Source organism: Burkholderia sp. Ac-20353 (assembly GCF_017104785.1).
Taxonomy (GTDB): domain Bacteria; phylum Pseudomonadota; class Gammaproteobacteria; order Burkholderiales; family Burkholderiaceae; genus Burkholderia.
In genome coordinates this window covers 43792-57121 of the sequence record NZ_JAAGPL010000021.1, presented here as the reverse complement: position 1 = coordinate 57121, position 13330 = coordinate 43792, and the positions used below count along the sequence as shown (strand labels likewise).

Below are 13330 nucleotides of genomic sequence, written 5' to 3'. Positions count from 1 at the left end.
CGCCCGGTTTCTATGGTCGATGCATATCTCACCGGACGTGTGGAATTGAGACCCCGCCGTCGACCATCAAAGTTTGTCCAGTAATGAAACGGGCTTCGTCGGTCGAAAGCCAAACGGCGACATCGCCCGCATCGGCCGGATTTCCGACGCGGCGTAGGGGCGTGAACGACTCAATCAGATCCAGGTGCTCATCGCCGCCGAGCCTTTCAAACATAGGTGTTCTGATAGCACCGGGGTTGATATTGTTAATGCGAATATTGTGCGGACCATATTCGATCGCCACGGCGCGGATCAGCGCATCAAGGCCGCCCTTGCTCGCGGAATAGGCCGTAGATCCAACCGATGCACCCTTTGCCAGAAAGGAGGATGTATTGACGATAGAGCCACCGTTGCCGAGGCTTAGCATCGCAGCAATCTCATACTTGATCGACAACCACGCCCCTCTGAGGTTGATGCCGATGACTTCATCAAAATCGGCCTCTGCCAGTTCCGCAATCGGGGCGAAAGTGCCCTCAATCCCGGCATTATTGAACGCTGCGTCCAGGCGTCCATAGCGCTCGACAGTCACGTCGACCAGTTCACGCACTTGTTGAGCAACTGCTACGTCAGTGGAAACAGCGTAACCCACGCCACCGTTCGCCGAAATGAGTCGGACAGTCTCGTCGATGTCTGAGCTACGCCGTCCAGCAACAACCACTTTTGCCCCCTCCCTGGAATAAGCCAAGGCGGCGGCACGGCCAATACCGGTTCCGCCACCAGTAACGAGTGCAACTCGACCTTCAAGACGGCGAGATTGAAACTCTCGGGGCATGTTTTATCTCTCTTATGGGGAAAACAAAATCCAGATCGGGGATTACAAGATCGTCCCATGCTTTTTAGGCATTCTGCCCGAATCGGCGTGCAAAAGTGCACGCAAGATTGAAGGTCAGCCAACGATCGCGCGTCGCAGCCGTCGAGCCGCGTCCGGCATGTTACTCGGCAGCGTCGCACCGAAACCGATCACGAGCCCGGCTTCGCCGCCGGCCCGATGATGAGACGACAGGGGCGGCGTCTGCAGCCCCAGCGCCGTCGCGGCATCCCACACCGCCAGATCCGCATCCGGCGTGGCTGCTCGGCGCAGCTTTGCAACGAGATGTAGCCGAGCATCAGGCACGGCTCCCCGGTCCAGCACGTCCGGGCAATGGCGTTCGAGCGCGGCCAGCAGTGCGTCCCGCCGCTCCGCCTAGAGCATCCGCTTGCGGCGCAGGTGTGTCGCGAAGTGCCCTTCGCAGATGAACTCCGCAAGGACGATCTGCATCGGCATTGCGTTCTTCAACGCACCGGGCGGTGGCAGCGGCGCGGCGGCACACGCTCATGCGATGCGCGTCGGTCTGAATGCGATATTGGTGCCGCTTGCCGCAGGCTTCTGTGTCACCGTCTGTTTGCGGGCCTCAGCCTTCGGTCTCGTAAAGCAGACCGTATTCCCCTCTCGTTCGCTTGATGCGTGCGAAACCGAGTTCCCCCAAATGCATGCCGGCGATCAAAAGCCCGTCCGAGCTGACCTGATCCAGTAGCCGTGATCGTGTGGTGACTGCCAGCGACGCGTCCTGATCGAAGGCAATCGATACGTCCGGCCGCTGAATCTGGATGTGCGGGAAATGAACCACATCCCCCCAGACAAGCAGGCCCTGATCACGGGATTCGATAACATATCCGGTGTGTCCATCGGTGTGTCCCGGTAGCGGCATCGCGCTGATACCGGGGAGCACTTGCCCGTCGTCGAACGTACGGAGCTTGTCACCATAAGCGTCGAACACCTGACGCGCTACCAGGAAGTTGCCGCGTGCCCGCTCGCTGGCGCGACTCAGGTTTCCGTCGTCCTGCCAAAACTTGACCTCTCGCTGATGCGCAACCAGCTCGGCATTCGGGAAGGCGACTTGTGCTGCTCCATTCACCAGCCCGCCGACATGGTCGGGATGGGCGTGCGTGAGCAGGATGGTGTCAATCGTGGAGGGTTCGATACCGGCAAGCACCAGGTTGGCCTTCAGGCGGCCGCCCCATTGCTTGAACCCTCCCGCGCCACCGTCGATGAGAATGGTGCGGCCCGCCCCGCGTACCACGTAGCAGTTGATATGCACGGCGGCGGGCTCCTTCTGCCCTGCGTCACGCTGCATTCTGGACGCCTCGGACGTGTCGATATTCGCGAGGAAGTCGAGGCTGGCGGTGAGATAGCCATCGCTGATGGCGGTAATCGTGAAATCCCCGACTTGCTGACTGGGAAAGGTAAGGGTGGACACAATGCTTCTCCGGACCTGTCAATTTCGGGCGTGAATGTTCGACGCGGCGTAACCAAAACAACGGATGCGCGCCGTGAGACCGGTGCGGCGAGCGATGGCGTGATCCAACGCTTCCATGAACTGGTTCATCACCGGTGGCGTGCGAAACGCCTCGACGCGATACTGGATTTCCGCGAAGACGGGATGTCCGTGCCCATGGCGGACATCCAGAAAAATGACGTGAACGTTCTTGAGCTGCGCTTCAAGAACATTCGTACAGAGTTCGACGCAGTCGCGCGACAGCTCGGCAAGGCTCTCGTCGGACGGCATCCGCTTCGCATCGATATGGAAAGTGATGTTTGGCATCGCGAACCTATTCCTGCGCAGTCGGAACGGAGCGGGTGGAGCGGGCGCTCGTCAGTTGCGCCGTCATCGGCGAGTAAAGGTGAATGTCTTCGGCGATGTTCTCGACAAGCTGAGCGTCCTTCCGGGGCAGTACGGCGAGCCAACGGCGCTCCGGAAACTTCTCCAGCGCAACGGCCTGCATGGCCAGCGGTTCGACGCCCATCCGGATCAGCGGATCGGGGCCGTTTGCACAAAGCACGAGGAGTTGATCGTCTTTTACCGCTGGGGCGAGGCCGATGTCGCTGTAGAGATTTCGATGCCAGTCGGTGATGTGTTGCTGCCACCTCGCGAAATTGCCGCCGCCTTTCTGGCGATATTCGTCGCCGGTCAGCACGTCGAGGCCGTCAATCGTGTGGATGGCCAGATAGACGGGGCAACCAGCGCTTATCGATTTGAACCGCTGCGACGTGTGAAACCCGGTCACCGAGATAAGGGCGGGCAGCTTTTCAAGGCTGTAGAAGTCGTTCCATTCGGCTTCGCTGTTGAGGTCGGCGAAGCTGCATTCCACGGTATAGATCATCATCAGTTGCTCCTAGAGACCTCGCCATTGATGGCGAGGAGGAAAGGAGCGCCGCCGACAGGCGGCATTCCTTCGTTAGAATGACCGGCATGATTCTTGTTTATCGCTACCGGGTGAAGTCGCTCAACGGCTTGCTGAACAAGCAGAGCCGCGCGGTGAACTACGTCTGGAACTTCTGCAACGACACGCAGAAGCACGCGCTCAAGTGGAACAAGAAGTGGCCAACGGGTTTTGAGCTGAACGTGCTGACCACCGGCAGCAGCAAGGAACTGGGCATTCACTCCGGCACGGTCAACGCGACCTGCGAGCAATACGCGAAATCGCGCAGCCAACACCGTCGCCCCTACCTGCGCTATCGCGGCAGGAAATCGCTGGGCTGGGTGCCGCTGAAGGGCCGCGACCTGAAACGCGAGGGCGACGCGTTCCGCTTCGCCGGCAACACCTTCCGTGTATTCAACAGCCGCCCGCTTCCCGACGGCAAGATCAAGGACGGAACCAACTTCGCACAGGATGCGCGCGGCAACTGGTTCCTCAACATCGTGATCGAGCTGCCCGATGTTCAGGCGCGCCCGATCCGTTCCGGCGTCGGCATCGATCTCGGTCTGAAAGACTTCGCAACACTTTCGACCGGCGAGAAGCTGCCGAATGACCGGTTCGGCCGACTCGCGGCCGACAAGCTGGCGAAGGCGCAACGGGCGCGCAAGCACAAGCGGCATATCGCGAAGCTGCACGCCAAGGTGGCGAACTCGCGCAACGATTTCCAGCACAAGCTCGCGCTCGATCTGGTGCGACGCTTCGATTACATCGCGGTCGGCAACGTATCGGCCGCGAAACTCGCCAGAACCAGGCTGGCGAAGAGCGTCTACGACGCAGCCTGGTCGTCCTTCCGGGACAAGCTCCGTTACAAGGCGATGGCGCACGGAGCCACGTTCGTGGAAGTGGACGAAAGCGGTTCGACCCAGTCCTGTTCGTCGTGCGGATCGAAAGACAGCACGACGCGGCCGAAAGGTATCGCAGGACTGCGAGTAAGAGAGTGGACCTGCAGCAACTGCGGTGTCGAGCATGATCGTGATACCAACGCTGCGTTGAACATTCTCCGATGCGGACGTGCATCGCCAGTCGTGGGAATCCGCTCCCTTTAGGCAGCGGAGAACGTCAACAGATTGTCCTTGGAGGGGGATCCGCATCCTGCGGCGAACGTTCCATGTTCATTGCAGTAACGTAATGCTAAGCTCGCGTTTCCAGCGTATAAAACGAAATAAAGTCAGGCTTCAGTGATATTTGCTCAAGCTGACCGTGAACCCCCTCTGATCGGCGAGACGCCCATGCCACGCAAGATTCCAAGCAATTCCGCACTCCAGGCGTTCGAGGCCGCGGCCCGACACGGAAGCTTCGCCCGAGCCGCCGAGGAGCTGGCACGGACGGAGGGCGCCGTCAGCCGTCAGATTGGCCGGTTGGAGGCGTTTTTGGGCGTCACCTTGTTCGAGCGAATTGGCAATCGGGTACGGCTTGCACCCAACGGTGCGCGATATGCGGTGCAGGTTCGCGAGACTCTGGATCGGCTGGAACGGGACAGCCTGTACCTGATGGGGCAGCCCATCGAGGGCGCGAGCATCGATATCGCCGCCATTCCGACCTTCGCCACTCGTTGGCTGATCCCCCGGCTGAAACATTTTCAGAATCAGCATCCGAACATTACGGTGCATATCGCCGAACGTATGGAGCCGTTCCTTCTCGCGGGTAGCGGTTTCGACGCAGCCATTCATTTCGAGCATCCGGCATGGGCGGGGATGCATCTGCATCCGCTGCTGGAGGAGGTGCTTGTGCCTGTCTGTAGTCCGGCGCTCCTCGCGGGCGCCGTGGCGAACCCGTCGCTGGATGAACTGCCACGCCTTCACCGGCGACAAAACCCGGACGCCTGGCAGATTTATGCACAGGAGTCCGGCATCGTGCTGACCAATTCGGCGATTGGCGCACGTTACGATCTCCATTCCATGCTGATAGAAGCGGCGCTGGCCGGCCTGGGTGTCGCTTTGGTGCCGCGCCTTTACATCGGAGCCGAACTCGAGCAGGGCCGTTTGGTCGCGCCCTGGCCCGATGGCAAGGCGATTACCAAAAACTTCTGCCTCGTCCTGCCTGAGCCGATCGAGTTGGCTGACGGGCCACTACAGGCATTTGCGAAATGGATGCTGAATGAAGCCCGAGGACAAGCGCCTCATCGCAGCGCCTGACGCTCATCACGAAACGGCCATCCCTCGGGAGGCTCCGTCGCCAGGCGGTCGCCTCGCTGCGAACTGACCTCAGGTCGCAGCCACCGCCTTGATCTCGACGAGGAGGGCCGGCCGCGCCAATGCCGCCACCCCGAGAATGGTCCACGCCGGCGCATTCTCCTTGATATAGCGATCCTTGATTTCGCGAAACACCGCAAGCTGGTTGCCAATATCGACGTGATAGCTGACGAGCTCGACGAGATCATCGAAGCCCAGCCCGGCTGCTTGCAGGATCGCGCCCAGCCGCTGAAACGCGAGATCGATCTGTTCTTCGACGTTCGCGGGAACGGTCCCGTCAGCCCGGATCCCGATCTGGCCGGCGACGAACAACAGACCCCCTGCCGCAACAGCGGGAGCATAGTTGAACGTGTTGAACACATCGGTGTTGCCGAGAACCGGATGGGGATTCGAAAGAGTGATGGTGGTCCTGGATGCTTGCATGGTGGGTACCTGGGTATCGAAAGAGACTATTGGCTGACTGTTGGTTGACTATTGGCTGAGTTAAGAGGCGTTAAGCGATCCGCGCCGGACCTGGTCCTGTTCCTGCGATTCGAAGAGCGCCTTGAAATTGCCTTCACCGAAGCCGTCCTCGCCGCGCCGCTCGATGATCTCGAAGAAGATCGGTCCGATCTGGCGTCGCGTGAACCGCTGCAGCAAGATCCTTCCATCACCCTTGCCGTCCAGGAGGATTCCCCGGCGTTCGATGCTGTCCAGCTTCTGACCGTGGCCCGGAACCCGCGCGTCGAGATTCTGGTAATAGGTCTTCGGCGGGGCCTCCATGAACTCGATTCCCGCTGCTTCCAAAGCGTCGATCGTCAGCTCGATGTTCGAGGACAGAAGCGCAATGTGCTGAATGCCCTCGCCGTTGTAGTCACGGATGAACTCGTCGTTCTGGTTCAATACGCCGGGCTCGTCATGTGCGGCCGCGGCAATCGGGATCGAGACCTTCCCGCAGGGGCTGACCATCGACCTGGCCCGCATGCCGGTCTGGTTGCCTTTCACATCCAGATACTGCTTCTGAACAAATGCGAAGGTATCCTTATAGAAATCGGCCCACCGATCGAGGTTCTCCGGCCTCACGATATTCGACGTGTGATCGATCGCTTCGATCGCAGCCCCGACAACCGCGGTAGATTCGCCCAGCCGGTAAGGAACTGCAAACTCCGACATGAAGTCGTGATCGACGAAGTAAACCAGGCTGTCGCCGATACCCGCGATGGCAGGTGAATCGACGGCGAAATCGCCAAAGGCGGCGGGCGTCGCCAGGCGCGCGCCGCCCTCGAGGGCTTGCGCCAACGCTTTCGCCGCGTTATCGACCTTGATACCGATTGCGCGCGCCGAAGCGCCGTGGACATCGCGGAACGGGTTTGGCGTCGGATTTGCGATGACGACAGCCTCGTTCTGACGCAGAAGGACGGCGCCTGTCCTTTCGTGTTGTCCCACGACCCTGAACCCGAACTTCCCGAACAGGGAAACGAGCGCCTCCTCGTCCGGGCCCACGAACTCGACGAAGGCGAATCCCGATGTAGTAACGTGCTGCATATGGCCGTCCGCAAATAAGTTGGCAATGACTCAAGTTTGCTTCATATTTGATCGATGGCTGCTTTAGAATCGAAAGTCAGCATCTACTTGTTCTTTTGTTTTCATGGAAAACACCGACCGAAACTTTCTCGATGCGACGGACCTGAAGCTGGTCAGGATGCTGCTGCGTGACGGCCGGGCGCCCTACAAATCGCTTGCGGCCGAGGTCGGGCTCACGGCCCCGGCATGTGCCGAGCGGGTTCGCCGCCTGAAGGAGCGGGGAGTCATAAAGGGGTATCGCGCCGAAGTGGACTGGACACGCGTTGGCTTCCCGATCCATGCGGTGATCCGGATCGGCGCTTCAGCCGAGAGAGGCACGAGCCTTCTGAAGACGTTTCGCGAGACGCCAAACGTCGTGGAGGTGCTGCGGGTTACCGGGTCGGACAGCTACATTCTTCAGGTGCTGGCCCGGTCAAGCGTGGAACTGGAGGCTGTCATCGACAGGATCGGCAGCTTTGGCACCATCACGACGTCCCTTGTGCTTTCGGTACCCGTGCCTGCGGCCGAACGTGTGAGCCAAGTGCTTTAGGCTGGCTGGCATGGTGATCGGGCGGCCGACCGTGAGCGTCTGCTTTGAGGCAGCAAATAAAGGGGGCATGGCCTGGAACCGGAGCCCGCTCCAGGCGGTCTTTATCGTGCACGGGAGCAGCCCCGAAAGGGCTGTATGAAAGTTCCGTGCTTCGAGTTATCACCGAAGAATCCAATACAGCATGAAGCCCCTGGATCTGACGCGTTTCGATCTCAACCTTCTGGTTGTACTTGAGGCGCTTTGGGCCGAAAGGCACGTCGGCCGCGCGGCCGAAAGATTGCATTTGTCCCAGTCCGCAACCAGCCACGCCTTATCGAGGCTGCGTACAGCCTTTGATGATCAGCTTTTCATGCGTAATCCCCGCGGGATCGTGCCGACACCGCTGGCCATGGAGTTAATGCCGAGAGTCGCGGCGGTGCTCGAGTCGGTCAGGCTCGTCGCCAGTCCACGTGGCCCGTTCGATCCAGGTCGTTTGCAAGCGACGCTCTCAGTGGCGGCCACCGATCACGCCGTATTGACCGTCATCGCCCCTGTCCTGGCCAAGATTCAGGCCGCTGCGCCGGACGCCGTGCTGAAGCTCGGGCCGGCCGATGTCGAATCCTCTCTGCGCATGTTGGACGCGGGCGAACTCGACATCGTGCTAGGGTCGGGCTCTTTTGTTCAGATCCCGCAGCGCTTTGATTGCCAGCTTGTCCATAAGGAGCGTTTCGTCGGCATCGCGCGCAAGGGCCACCCGGCTCTGATCAAGCGAGGCAAGAAGCTGCACATGGACCTGGATGACTTCGCTCGCCTGCTCCACATTCTGGTTTCGCCGCGCGGCGATACGCGGGGCGCTGTCGACGATGCGCTGGAGAACCTCGGTCGTACCCGCAAGGTGACCGTTACCTGCCCGAGCTTTCTGGCTGTTCCGTTCATGGTTGGCGCTTCGCAATCGATTGCCGTTGTTGCTGAGCGGGTCGCATTGCGGATGCAGGAGACCGCGCAGTTGAGCCTTTTTGAGCTGCCCTTGGCGCTACCCACTTGGGAGGTGCTCGTTATTCGAGCTCGAGGGCGCGCCAACGAGCCCGCCGTTGAGTGGATGACGAACATGATTATCGCCGGCTAAACATCGGCGTGGCCTTGCTGCGGCCAGAGCGCCCCGGGGCCATGAATCTCGTGCATCGACATGGTGTGTAAATGCCATTGGATCGAATGCCTCGGTCCTCCTAGAGTTGGGTCGACGTTTATTCAACCCGCCAGGAGTACCCCATGAAAACAGAGCCCACCTTGGTCATGATCCCTTGCTTCGCCGGGGCCCCGTGGCAGCTTGACCAGTTGACCTGCTTGCAGGATCGCACCATGCGTACCCTTCGTTTGCCGGACGACGTGTGCGAACTGGAAACGTTGGCCGACTTCATCGCTGACCAGGTGAAGGATCTCGAAAGCTATGTCCTGGTTGGCGATTCGTACGGCGCGGTCTCCACAATCGCGGTTGCGACGCGGCAGCCGAAGGGTCTTAAGGGCCTGGTGATCTCTGGTGGTTTTGCCAAGAGCCCAATCTCGTCGCCCTTGCTCAAGACGCTGGCAGCGCTTGCACCATTCTTCCCCGGGCCCTTTTACCGACAGACGACCCTTCGGGTCCACGCAGCACAGTTGGCTTCGTCGTTTGACAGCGAGGGGGAAATCCCTTGGTCAACCGAAAAGAGTCGCGCCTTCTTCGTCAAGGAGACGCCCCACAAAGCCTACGTCAACCGCATGCGCTCGATCGAGAAGGTGGACTATACGATCCTTCTGAAGAAGATCGACGTCCCCACGCTGATCCTGACTCCCGAGGAAGACAAGCTGATCGGCGAAGAAGCCGCGGGGATCCTCCTGAAGGGTATAAAGGGCTCACAGGAAGTCATCATGCCGCGCACCGGCCACATGTTCAGATTCTCGCATCCCGGAGCCTACTCTCTCGAGATCAAGAAGTTTCTGGAGCGGGCATCGCTGTAAGCGTATGCCCACGGGCGCGGATTGCGTTTCCGCTGGCAAGTTGCGCGCGCCTTCAACGCACTGACTGCTCGAATGTCCGGTTCCGGGCACGTTACCTCGGCCCATTCAACTTCGGCTTTGGGTCGGCATCGCCGGTTGCTTTTGACCGCTGTCGGCCATAAGCAGTCAGTCATCCAATGCCGATGATGGACACTCGAGTGGCGCATCCAATTACATAAGGGTCATTCACGCCTACGTTGAGGCAGGACCAGTCCATCTTTGACCGCGCAAAATACCCGCTCGTGACACTGGTAGACGACGTGCCCGTTGTAGATGGCAAGCAGCTCACGGTTGTTACGCAAAAATTGAACATCAATCGGCTTAAGGGGAAGCGACTTTCGATCAGCAAGCACCTGGTCCAGGAACTCGGGATGCGCCTTGCCGTCCAGAAGCGTACGAGGATCGGCAAAAATATAGGTTATGAAAGCATTCCGACGCAGATTGAAGGAAAATGCCATATGCGGGCCATTGGCAATCGGCTGACTATATCCTCGGTCAGGAAGCAGACAGCTTTCATGATCATATTCACAGACCCATACGGCTAGATAATTGTCACGGTCTTCAAATAATTTTTTTATGATTTGATCAAAAAAATTGGGCTGCCCGTTTTCCAACGGCACGAGCAACATGAACAGAATCCGCAGCCATTCGAGATACTGTACATTGCTTATCCCGAGTTCCGAACATCGGTGTGCTTGATGCGGTTTCCTTCCGTCAACAATGCGCCGGTACATTCTGAGCAGCTCTGGATTTGTCGGGTCGTGTGCGGCAAGGCCAGGAAACGTGTTGATGATCTTTACAACCGAGAACGGATTTCTCACGAAGTTCAGAAGTTTGGCAGAAAACAGATTGATGATTTCGGTCTTTATGTCTTTGTTGTTTGCCTTGAGCTTATCTAGAAGATTACTGGTATGCGTTGCAACATGGCCTTCGTATTTTTGAAACAATGTTTCAAAATTGAACCGCTTATCGCTGTTGCCTGCTACATCAAAACTGAAAATATCCGAGGCCGACAAATTTTTACTGATGCGGTTTCCGTCCGGTTTTTCAAGAGCAAGTCCGTAATTTTCGCGGTCGACAAGTTTGAACGAATAAATACGCTTATTTTTATCATCAGCCTCGGGATTGGCGGCGTTGAGCCTCTGCTCGGCCTGGGTGACAAAATGTTGATTTTTGGTGTCGTTTTCGAACATGCTGCGTCCCTTGGTTGGTTCAGGCGTTGATCAGACCAAGCGCTGAAGAAGCTTGGCGAGATCAGGCTCCGTAGCGGCCGCCCGCACAACGGCGTCTAACCTCAGGGTCAAACAATACCGTTCATTCTAGCCGCCGCGTTCTGTATGACCGATCACACGCGGAAGCAGCCATTAGACAGATCGCTGATTAGCCGACCGTTCAGGGTCGGTTAGCGACCGCCTGAAGGAGCGCAGACTGAATCTCCCTTCGACTGAAAGGAGATTGTCATGAAAACCGAGAACCTGACTACCGGTCATCGTGTGCCCTGGAACAAGGGCAAACTTACCGGGCAAAAGCCCCCATTGAAGCTCCGAGAGATCTGGGCGATTCGGACGAGACTTCAAATGGCATCGAACATTCGTGAACTGGCGATTTTCAACCTCGCGATCGACAGCAAACTGCGGGCGTGCGACCTGACGCGGCTGCAAGTGCAGGATGTCTGCCCGGGCAGTCATGTTGGATCACGGGCGACAGTCATGCAGCAGAAGACGCAGCGGCCGGTGCAGTTCGAGATAACGGAGCAGACTCGCCGGAGCCTCGAAGCCTGGATCGGGTCGCGGAGCTTGAAGGCTGCCGACTATCTTTTTCCCAGTCGGCAGCATGCTTCGCCCCATCTGTCGACGCGGCAATATGCCCGACTGGTACATCGCTGGGTCGCCTCGATTGGACTCGACGATGCCGCGTATGGCACCCACACGATGCGCCGCACAGAGGCTTCATTGATTTACCAGCGAACGAAAAATCTGCAGGCGGTACAACTGCTGCTCGGACATACCAAACTGGAAAGTACTGTTCGCTACCTCGGCATTGAAGTCGACGATGCCATCGAGATGGCGGAGCAAACCAAAGTTTGATGGCATGACGGCCGGCGAGCGGTCGCTTGCCGGCCACAAAGCGTCGTTCGCCCGCAGCGTCGGTCAGACGTTCAGGCGTCGGCACTGCTCCGTAACCGGCCATCGGATCATCACCGACGAACGCTCGTTGATCGGCAGACTGTAAGAGAAGTCGCGATATGCAACGATCAATATACTGTCAGCATTTCACTACTGTACCTTTTCCATGCCTGATTTATTGACCTATACGGGCGAACCGCCCAATGCGTTTGCAATGAGCGTCATCGACGCACTGGAAGCGGAGGATTTCTTCGTCAAGACAACGGAGCAAGGCCCAAGACACGACCAGCGCAAAACCCTACACGTTACCTGGCGAGGCGTCGTCATAGGCTCGATGAACGCGGACCTTTGGGGACGAAAAGGGTATGCCTGCGCGTACCGATTCTCAAAGGCGGGATCGCGATCGTTCAGGAACAAGATTCCTGAAGGTTTCGACATGGGGACGTTCGCCAAGCAACATGGCTGTCACCCGGAAGCGCTATACGTCCACACTGACTACAGTGGGTCCTATCTTTGGGTCAAAGATAAAGCGACGACGCTGCTACTGATGCGGGACTGGGCAAGGCGCATCGACGAAGATTTTTTTCCGTCGACGGGAAGCAGCGATGCGGTGCAGATTCAGAATGATGTACTTGCCATCCTCGCGGACACATCGAAATCCGAAACTGAACGCCTCGCTGAAGTGGCTGTGCGACTGGGGCAAGGACAATTCCGTTCTGATCTGGACGCGGAGTTCGGCGGCGCATGCGCTGCCACTGGGCTGAGCGTCCGCCCGGCGCTGCGAGCTTCGCATATCCTGCCGTGGAAAAACTCGTCGGGCACGCAAAGGCGCGACCCCAAAAATGGGCTTCTGCTTTCGGCAAACCTCGACGCGTTATTCGACCGTTACATGATCACTTTTCGGCCCAACGGCAAACTGGAATGCTCGGCGGTTTTAAAGGGACTCGACCGGGAGAGGCTGGGCCCGATGCCCGATCTCGCGGTCATGCCCTGCGACGAACGGGCTGCGTACCTTCAGCTCCACAACGCCGAGTTTGAGAGGCTGGAGAAGAGGCGCGCCGAATACGTTAGGGCTTCCGTTCGCTGACAGTCGATCGGTAGCGGCGCGCCTGGGCGCTTGTGAATACCTCGCTGCTTGAGATCGCAACGTCTCCATTGACGGAAGGAGCGCGAAAGCAGTCGTTGCGGCGGCGGCAGTCCGAACGGGTGTTGAGGGTCGACTTCAGCCGACCGCATCGGGCAGTGGCCGGCCAATTTCTGACTTTCGACTGCGCGGTCGGCAGGACGCTCCAGTGGCCGTTTTGTCCCCCAACTTTGATCGCTCACAACGGACGGACGTTGGTGGCGGGACATCGAGCGCGCCCGATGACGCTGTCGTTCAACCGCGCGCAGGTGTCCCGCCTGCTTCAGTCTTGTAGCTACGCCTGAAGCTGCGTTCGCTCACGTGGAGTCGTGTGGCTAGCATAGGGACGGAAAGATCAGACGCAAGGTGTCCCACCATTCATGCGTACAAACGGCAATCGCACGCAATTTGGTAATGACGTGCGAGAGCGTCATATATCAAAAATGATGCCTCGAACGTGACCGAGACATACGGCTATGACGTGAACAGTAATGTGGCTTACCTGACG

Annotated in this window: 15 protein-coding genes; 7 read left to right on the top strand and 8 right to left on the bottom strand. The window is 58.6% G+C overall.

All coding sequences use genetic code 11. The annotated features are described in order from the left end of the window. Nucleotides 1-28: 28 nt before the first annotated feature. The 5 genes from G3N94_RS10270 to G3N94_RS10250 all read right to left on the bottom strand — a co-directional run bounded on the left by G3N94_RS10270 (nucleotide 29) and on the right by G3N94_RS10250 (nucleotide 3180). Nucleotides 29-811, bottom strand: coding sequence for a glucose 1-dehydrogenase (locus G3N94_RS10270; RefSeq protein WP_205792274.1), 783 nt, complete (start codon nucleotides 809-811; stop codon nucleotides 29-31). Between the two features lie 114 nt (nucleotides 812-925). Beyond that, nucleotides 926-1153, bottom strand: coding sequence for a hypothetical protein (locus tag G3N94_RS10265; protein WP_205792273.1), 228 nt, complete (start codon nucleotides 1151-1153; stop codon nucleotides 926-928). A gap of 277 nt (nucleotides 1154-1430) precedes the next feature. Continuing rightward, entirely contained in the window at nucleotides 1431-2276 is an 846-nt protein-coding gene (locus G3N94_RS10260; protein ID WP_205792272.1) for an MBL fold metallo-hydrolase, read from the bottom strand. 18 nt (nucleotides 2277-2294) lie between these two features. After that, entirely contained in the window at nucleotides 2295-2621 is a 327-nt protein-coding gene (locus G3N94_RS10255) for a hypothetical protein (protein ID WP_205792271.1), read from the bottom strand. Between the two features lie 7 nt (nucleotides 2622-2628). Beyond that, nucleotides 2629-3180 carry a sugar ABC transporter gene (locus G3N94_RS10250; RefSeq protein ID WP_205792288.1) on the bottom strand — a complete coding sequence of 184 codons (552 nt, stop codon included), beginning with the start codon at nucleotides 3178-3180 and terminating at the stop codon, nucleotides 2629-2631. 89 nt (nucleotides 3181-3269) lie between these two features. Between G3N94_RS10250 and G3N94_RS10245 the strand changes: the two genes are divergently transcribed. Both G3N94_RS10245 and G3N94_RS10240 read left to right on the top strand, forming a co-directional pair. Then, a complete protein-coding gene (locus G3N94_RS10245) occupies nucleotides 3270-4322 on the top strand; it encodes an RNA-guided endonuclease TnpB family protein (protein WP_205792270.1) in 1053 nt (350 codons plus the stop codon). 183 nt (nucleotides 4323-4505) lie between these two features. Beyond that, complete coding sequence (locus G3N94_RS10240) at nucleotides 4506-5411, top strand: LysR substrate-binding domain-containing protein (RefSeq protein WP_205792269.1); 906 nt, start codon at nucleotides 4506-4508, stop codon at nucleotides 5409-5411. A 69-nt stretch (nucleotides 5412-5480) separates the two neighbouring features. On the opposite strand, the gene G3N94_RS10235 is transcribed toward G3N94_RS10240, so the two are convergent. Together G3N94_RS10235 and hppD are read right to left on the bottom strand one after the other, a co-directional pair. Then, nucleotides 5481-5891 (bottom strand): RidA family protein, encoded by a 411-nt coding sequence (locus tag G3N94_RS10235; RefSeq protein ID WP_205792268.1) that lies wholly within the window; start codon nucleotides 5889-5891, stop codon nucleotides 5481-5483. Between the two features lie 60 nt (nucleotides 5892-5951). Next, nucleotides 5952-6992, bottom strand: coding sequence for a 4-hydroxyphenylpyruvate dioxygenase (gene hppD / locus G3N94_RS10230; RefSeq protein ID WP_205792267.1), 1041 nt, complete (start codon nucleotides 6990-6992; stop codon nucleotides 5952-5954). A gap of 103 nt (nucleotides 6993-7095) precedes the next feature. Between hppD and G3N94_RS10225 the strand changes: the two genes are divergently transcribed. From G3N94_RS10225 to G3N94_RS10215, 3 genes are all read left to right on the top strand, one after another. Then, nucleotides 7096-7560, top strand: coding sequence for an Lrp/AsnC family transcriptional regulator (locus G3N94_RS10225; RefSeq protein WP_205792266.1), 465 nt, complete (start codon nucleotides 7096-7098; stop codon nucleotides 7558-7560). Nucleotides 7561-7741: 181 nt separating this feature from the next. Next, nucleotides 7742-8665, top strand: a complete 924-nt coding sequence (locus tag G3N94_RS10220) for a LysR family transcriptional regulator (RefSeq protein WP_205792265.1) — start codon at nucleotides 7742-7744, stop codon at nucleotides 8663-8665. 143 nt (nucleotides 8666-8808) lie between these two features. After that, nucleotides 8809-9534, top strand: a complete 726-nt coding sequence (locus tag G3N94_RS10215) for an alpha/beta hydrolase (protein WP_205792264.1) — start codon at nucleotides 8809-8811, stop codon at nucleotides 9532-9534. Nucleotides 9535-9755: 221 nt separating this feature from the next. Here G3N94_RS10215 and G3N94_RS10210 read toward each other — a convergent pair whose 3' ends face one another. After that, nucleotides 9756-10766 (bottom strand): hypothetical protein, encoded by a 1011-nt coding sequence (locus G3N94_RS10210; protein ID WP_205792263.1) that lies wholly within the window; start codon nucleotides 10764-10766, stop codon nucleotides 9756-9758. Between the two features lie 267 nt (nucleotides 10767-11033). Here G3N94_RS10210 and G3N94_RS10205 point away from each other — a divergent pair, with 267 nt between their 5' ends. Both G3N94_RS10205 and G3N94_RS10200 read left to right on the top strand, forming a co-directional pair. Further along, on the top strand, nucleotides 11034-11660 hold the full coding sequence (locus G3N94_RS10205; RefSeq protein WP_205792262.1) for a tyrosine-type recombinase/integrase: 627 nt from the start codon (nucleotides 11034-11036) through the stop codon (nucleotides 11658-11660). A 253-nt stretch (nucleotides 11661-11913) separates the two neighbouring features. After that, entirely contained in the window at nucleotides 11914-12786 is an 873-nt protein-coding gene (locus tag G3N94_RS10200; RefSeq protein WP_205792261.1) for an HNH endonuclease, read from the top strand. Nucleotides 12787-13330: the final 544 nt, after the last annotated feature.

Excerpts from the sequence above, each read along its gene's own strand:
- G3N94_RS10270 (WP_205792274.1), bottom strand. The coding sequence starts at position 811 with ATGCCCCGAGAGTTTCAATCTCGCCGTCTTGAAGGTCGAGTTGCACTC.
- G3N94_RS10255 (WP_205792271.1), bottom strand. The coding sequence starts at position 2,621 with ATGCCAAACATCACTTTCCATATCGATGCGAAGCGGATGCCGTCCGAC.
- G3N94_RS10250 (WP_205792288.1), bottom strand. The coding sequence starts at position 3,180 with ATGATCTATACCGTGGAATGCAGCTTCGCCGACCTCAACAGCGAAGCC.
- G3N94_RS10245 (WP_205792270.1), top strand. The coding sequence starts at position 3,270 with ATGATTCTTGTTTATCGCTACCGGGTGAAGTCGCTCAACGGCTTGCTG.
- G3N94_RS10240 (WP_205792269.1), top strand. The coding sequence starts at position 4,506 with ATGCCACGCAAGATTCCAAGCAATTCCGCACTCCAGGCGTTCGAGGCC.
- G3N94_RS10235 (WP_205792268.1), bottom strand. The coding sequence starts at position 5,891 with ATGCAAGCATCCAGGACCACCATCACTCTTTCGAATCCCCATCCGGTT.
- hppD (WP_205792267.1), bottom strand. The coding sequence starts at position 6,992 with ATGCAGCACGTTACTACATCGGGATTCGCCTTCGTCGAGTTCGTGGGC.
- G3N94_RS10225 (WP_205792266.1), top strand. The coding sequence starts at position 7,096 with ATGGAAAACACCGACCGAAACTTTCTCGATGCGACGGACCTGAAGCTG.
- G3N94_RS10220 (WP_205792265.1), top strand. The coding sequence starts at position 7,742 with ATGAAGCCCCTGGATCTGACGCGTTTCGATCTCAACCTTCTGGTTGTA.
- G3N94_RS10215 (WP_205792264.1), top strand. The coding sequence starts at position 8,809 with ATGAAAACAGAGCCCACCTTGGTCATGATCCCTTGCTTCGCCGGGGCC.
- G3N94_RS10210 (WP_205792263.1), bottom strand. The coding sequence starts at position 10,766 with ATGTTCGAAAACGACACCAAAAATCAACATTTTGTCACCCAGGCCGAG.
- G3N94_RS10205 (WP_205792262.1), top strand. The coding sequence starts at position 11,034 with ATGAAAACCGAGAACCTGACTACCGGTCATCGTGTGCCCTGGAACAAG.
- G3N94_RS10200 (WP_205792261.1), top strand. The coding sequence starts at position 11,914 with ATGAGCGTCATCGACGCACTGGAAGCGGAGGATTTCTTCGTCAAGACA.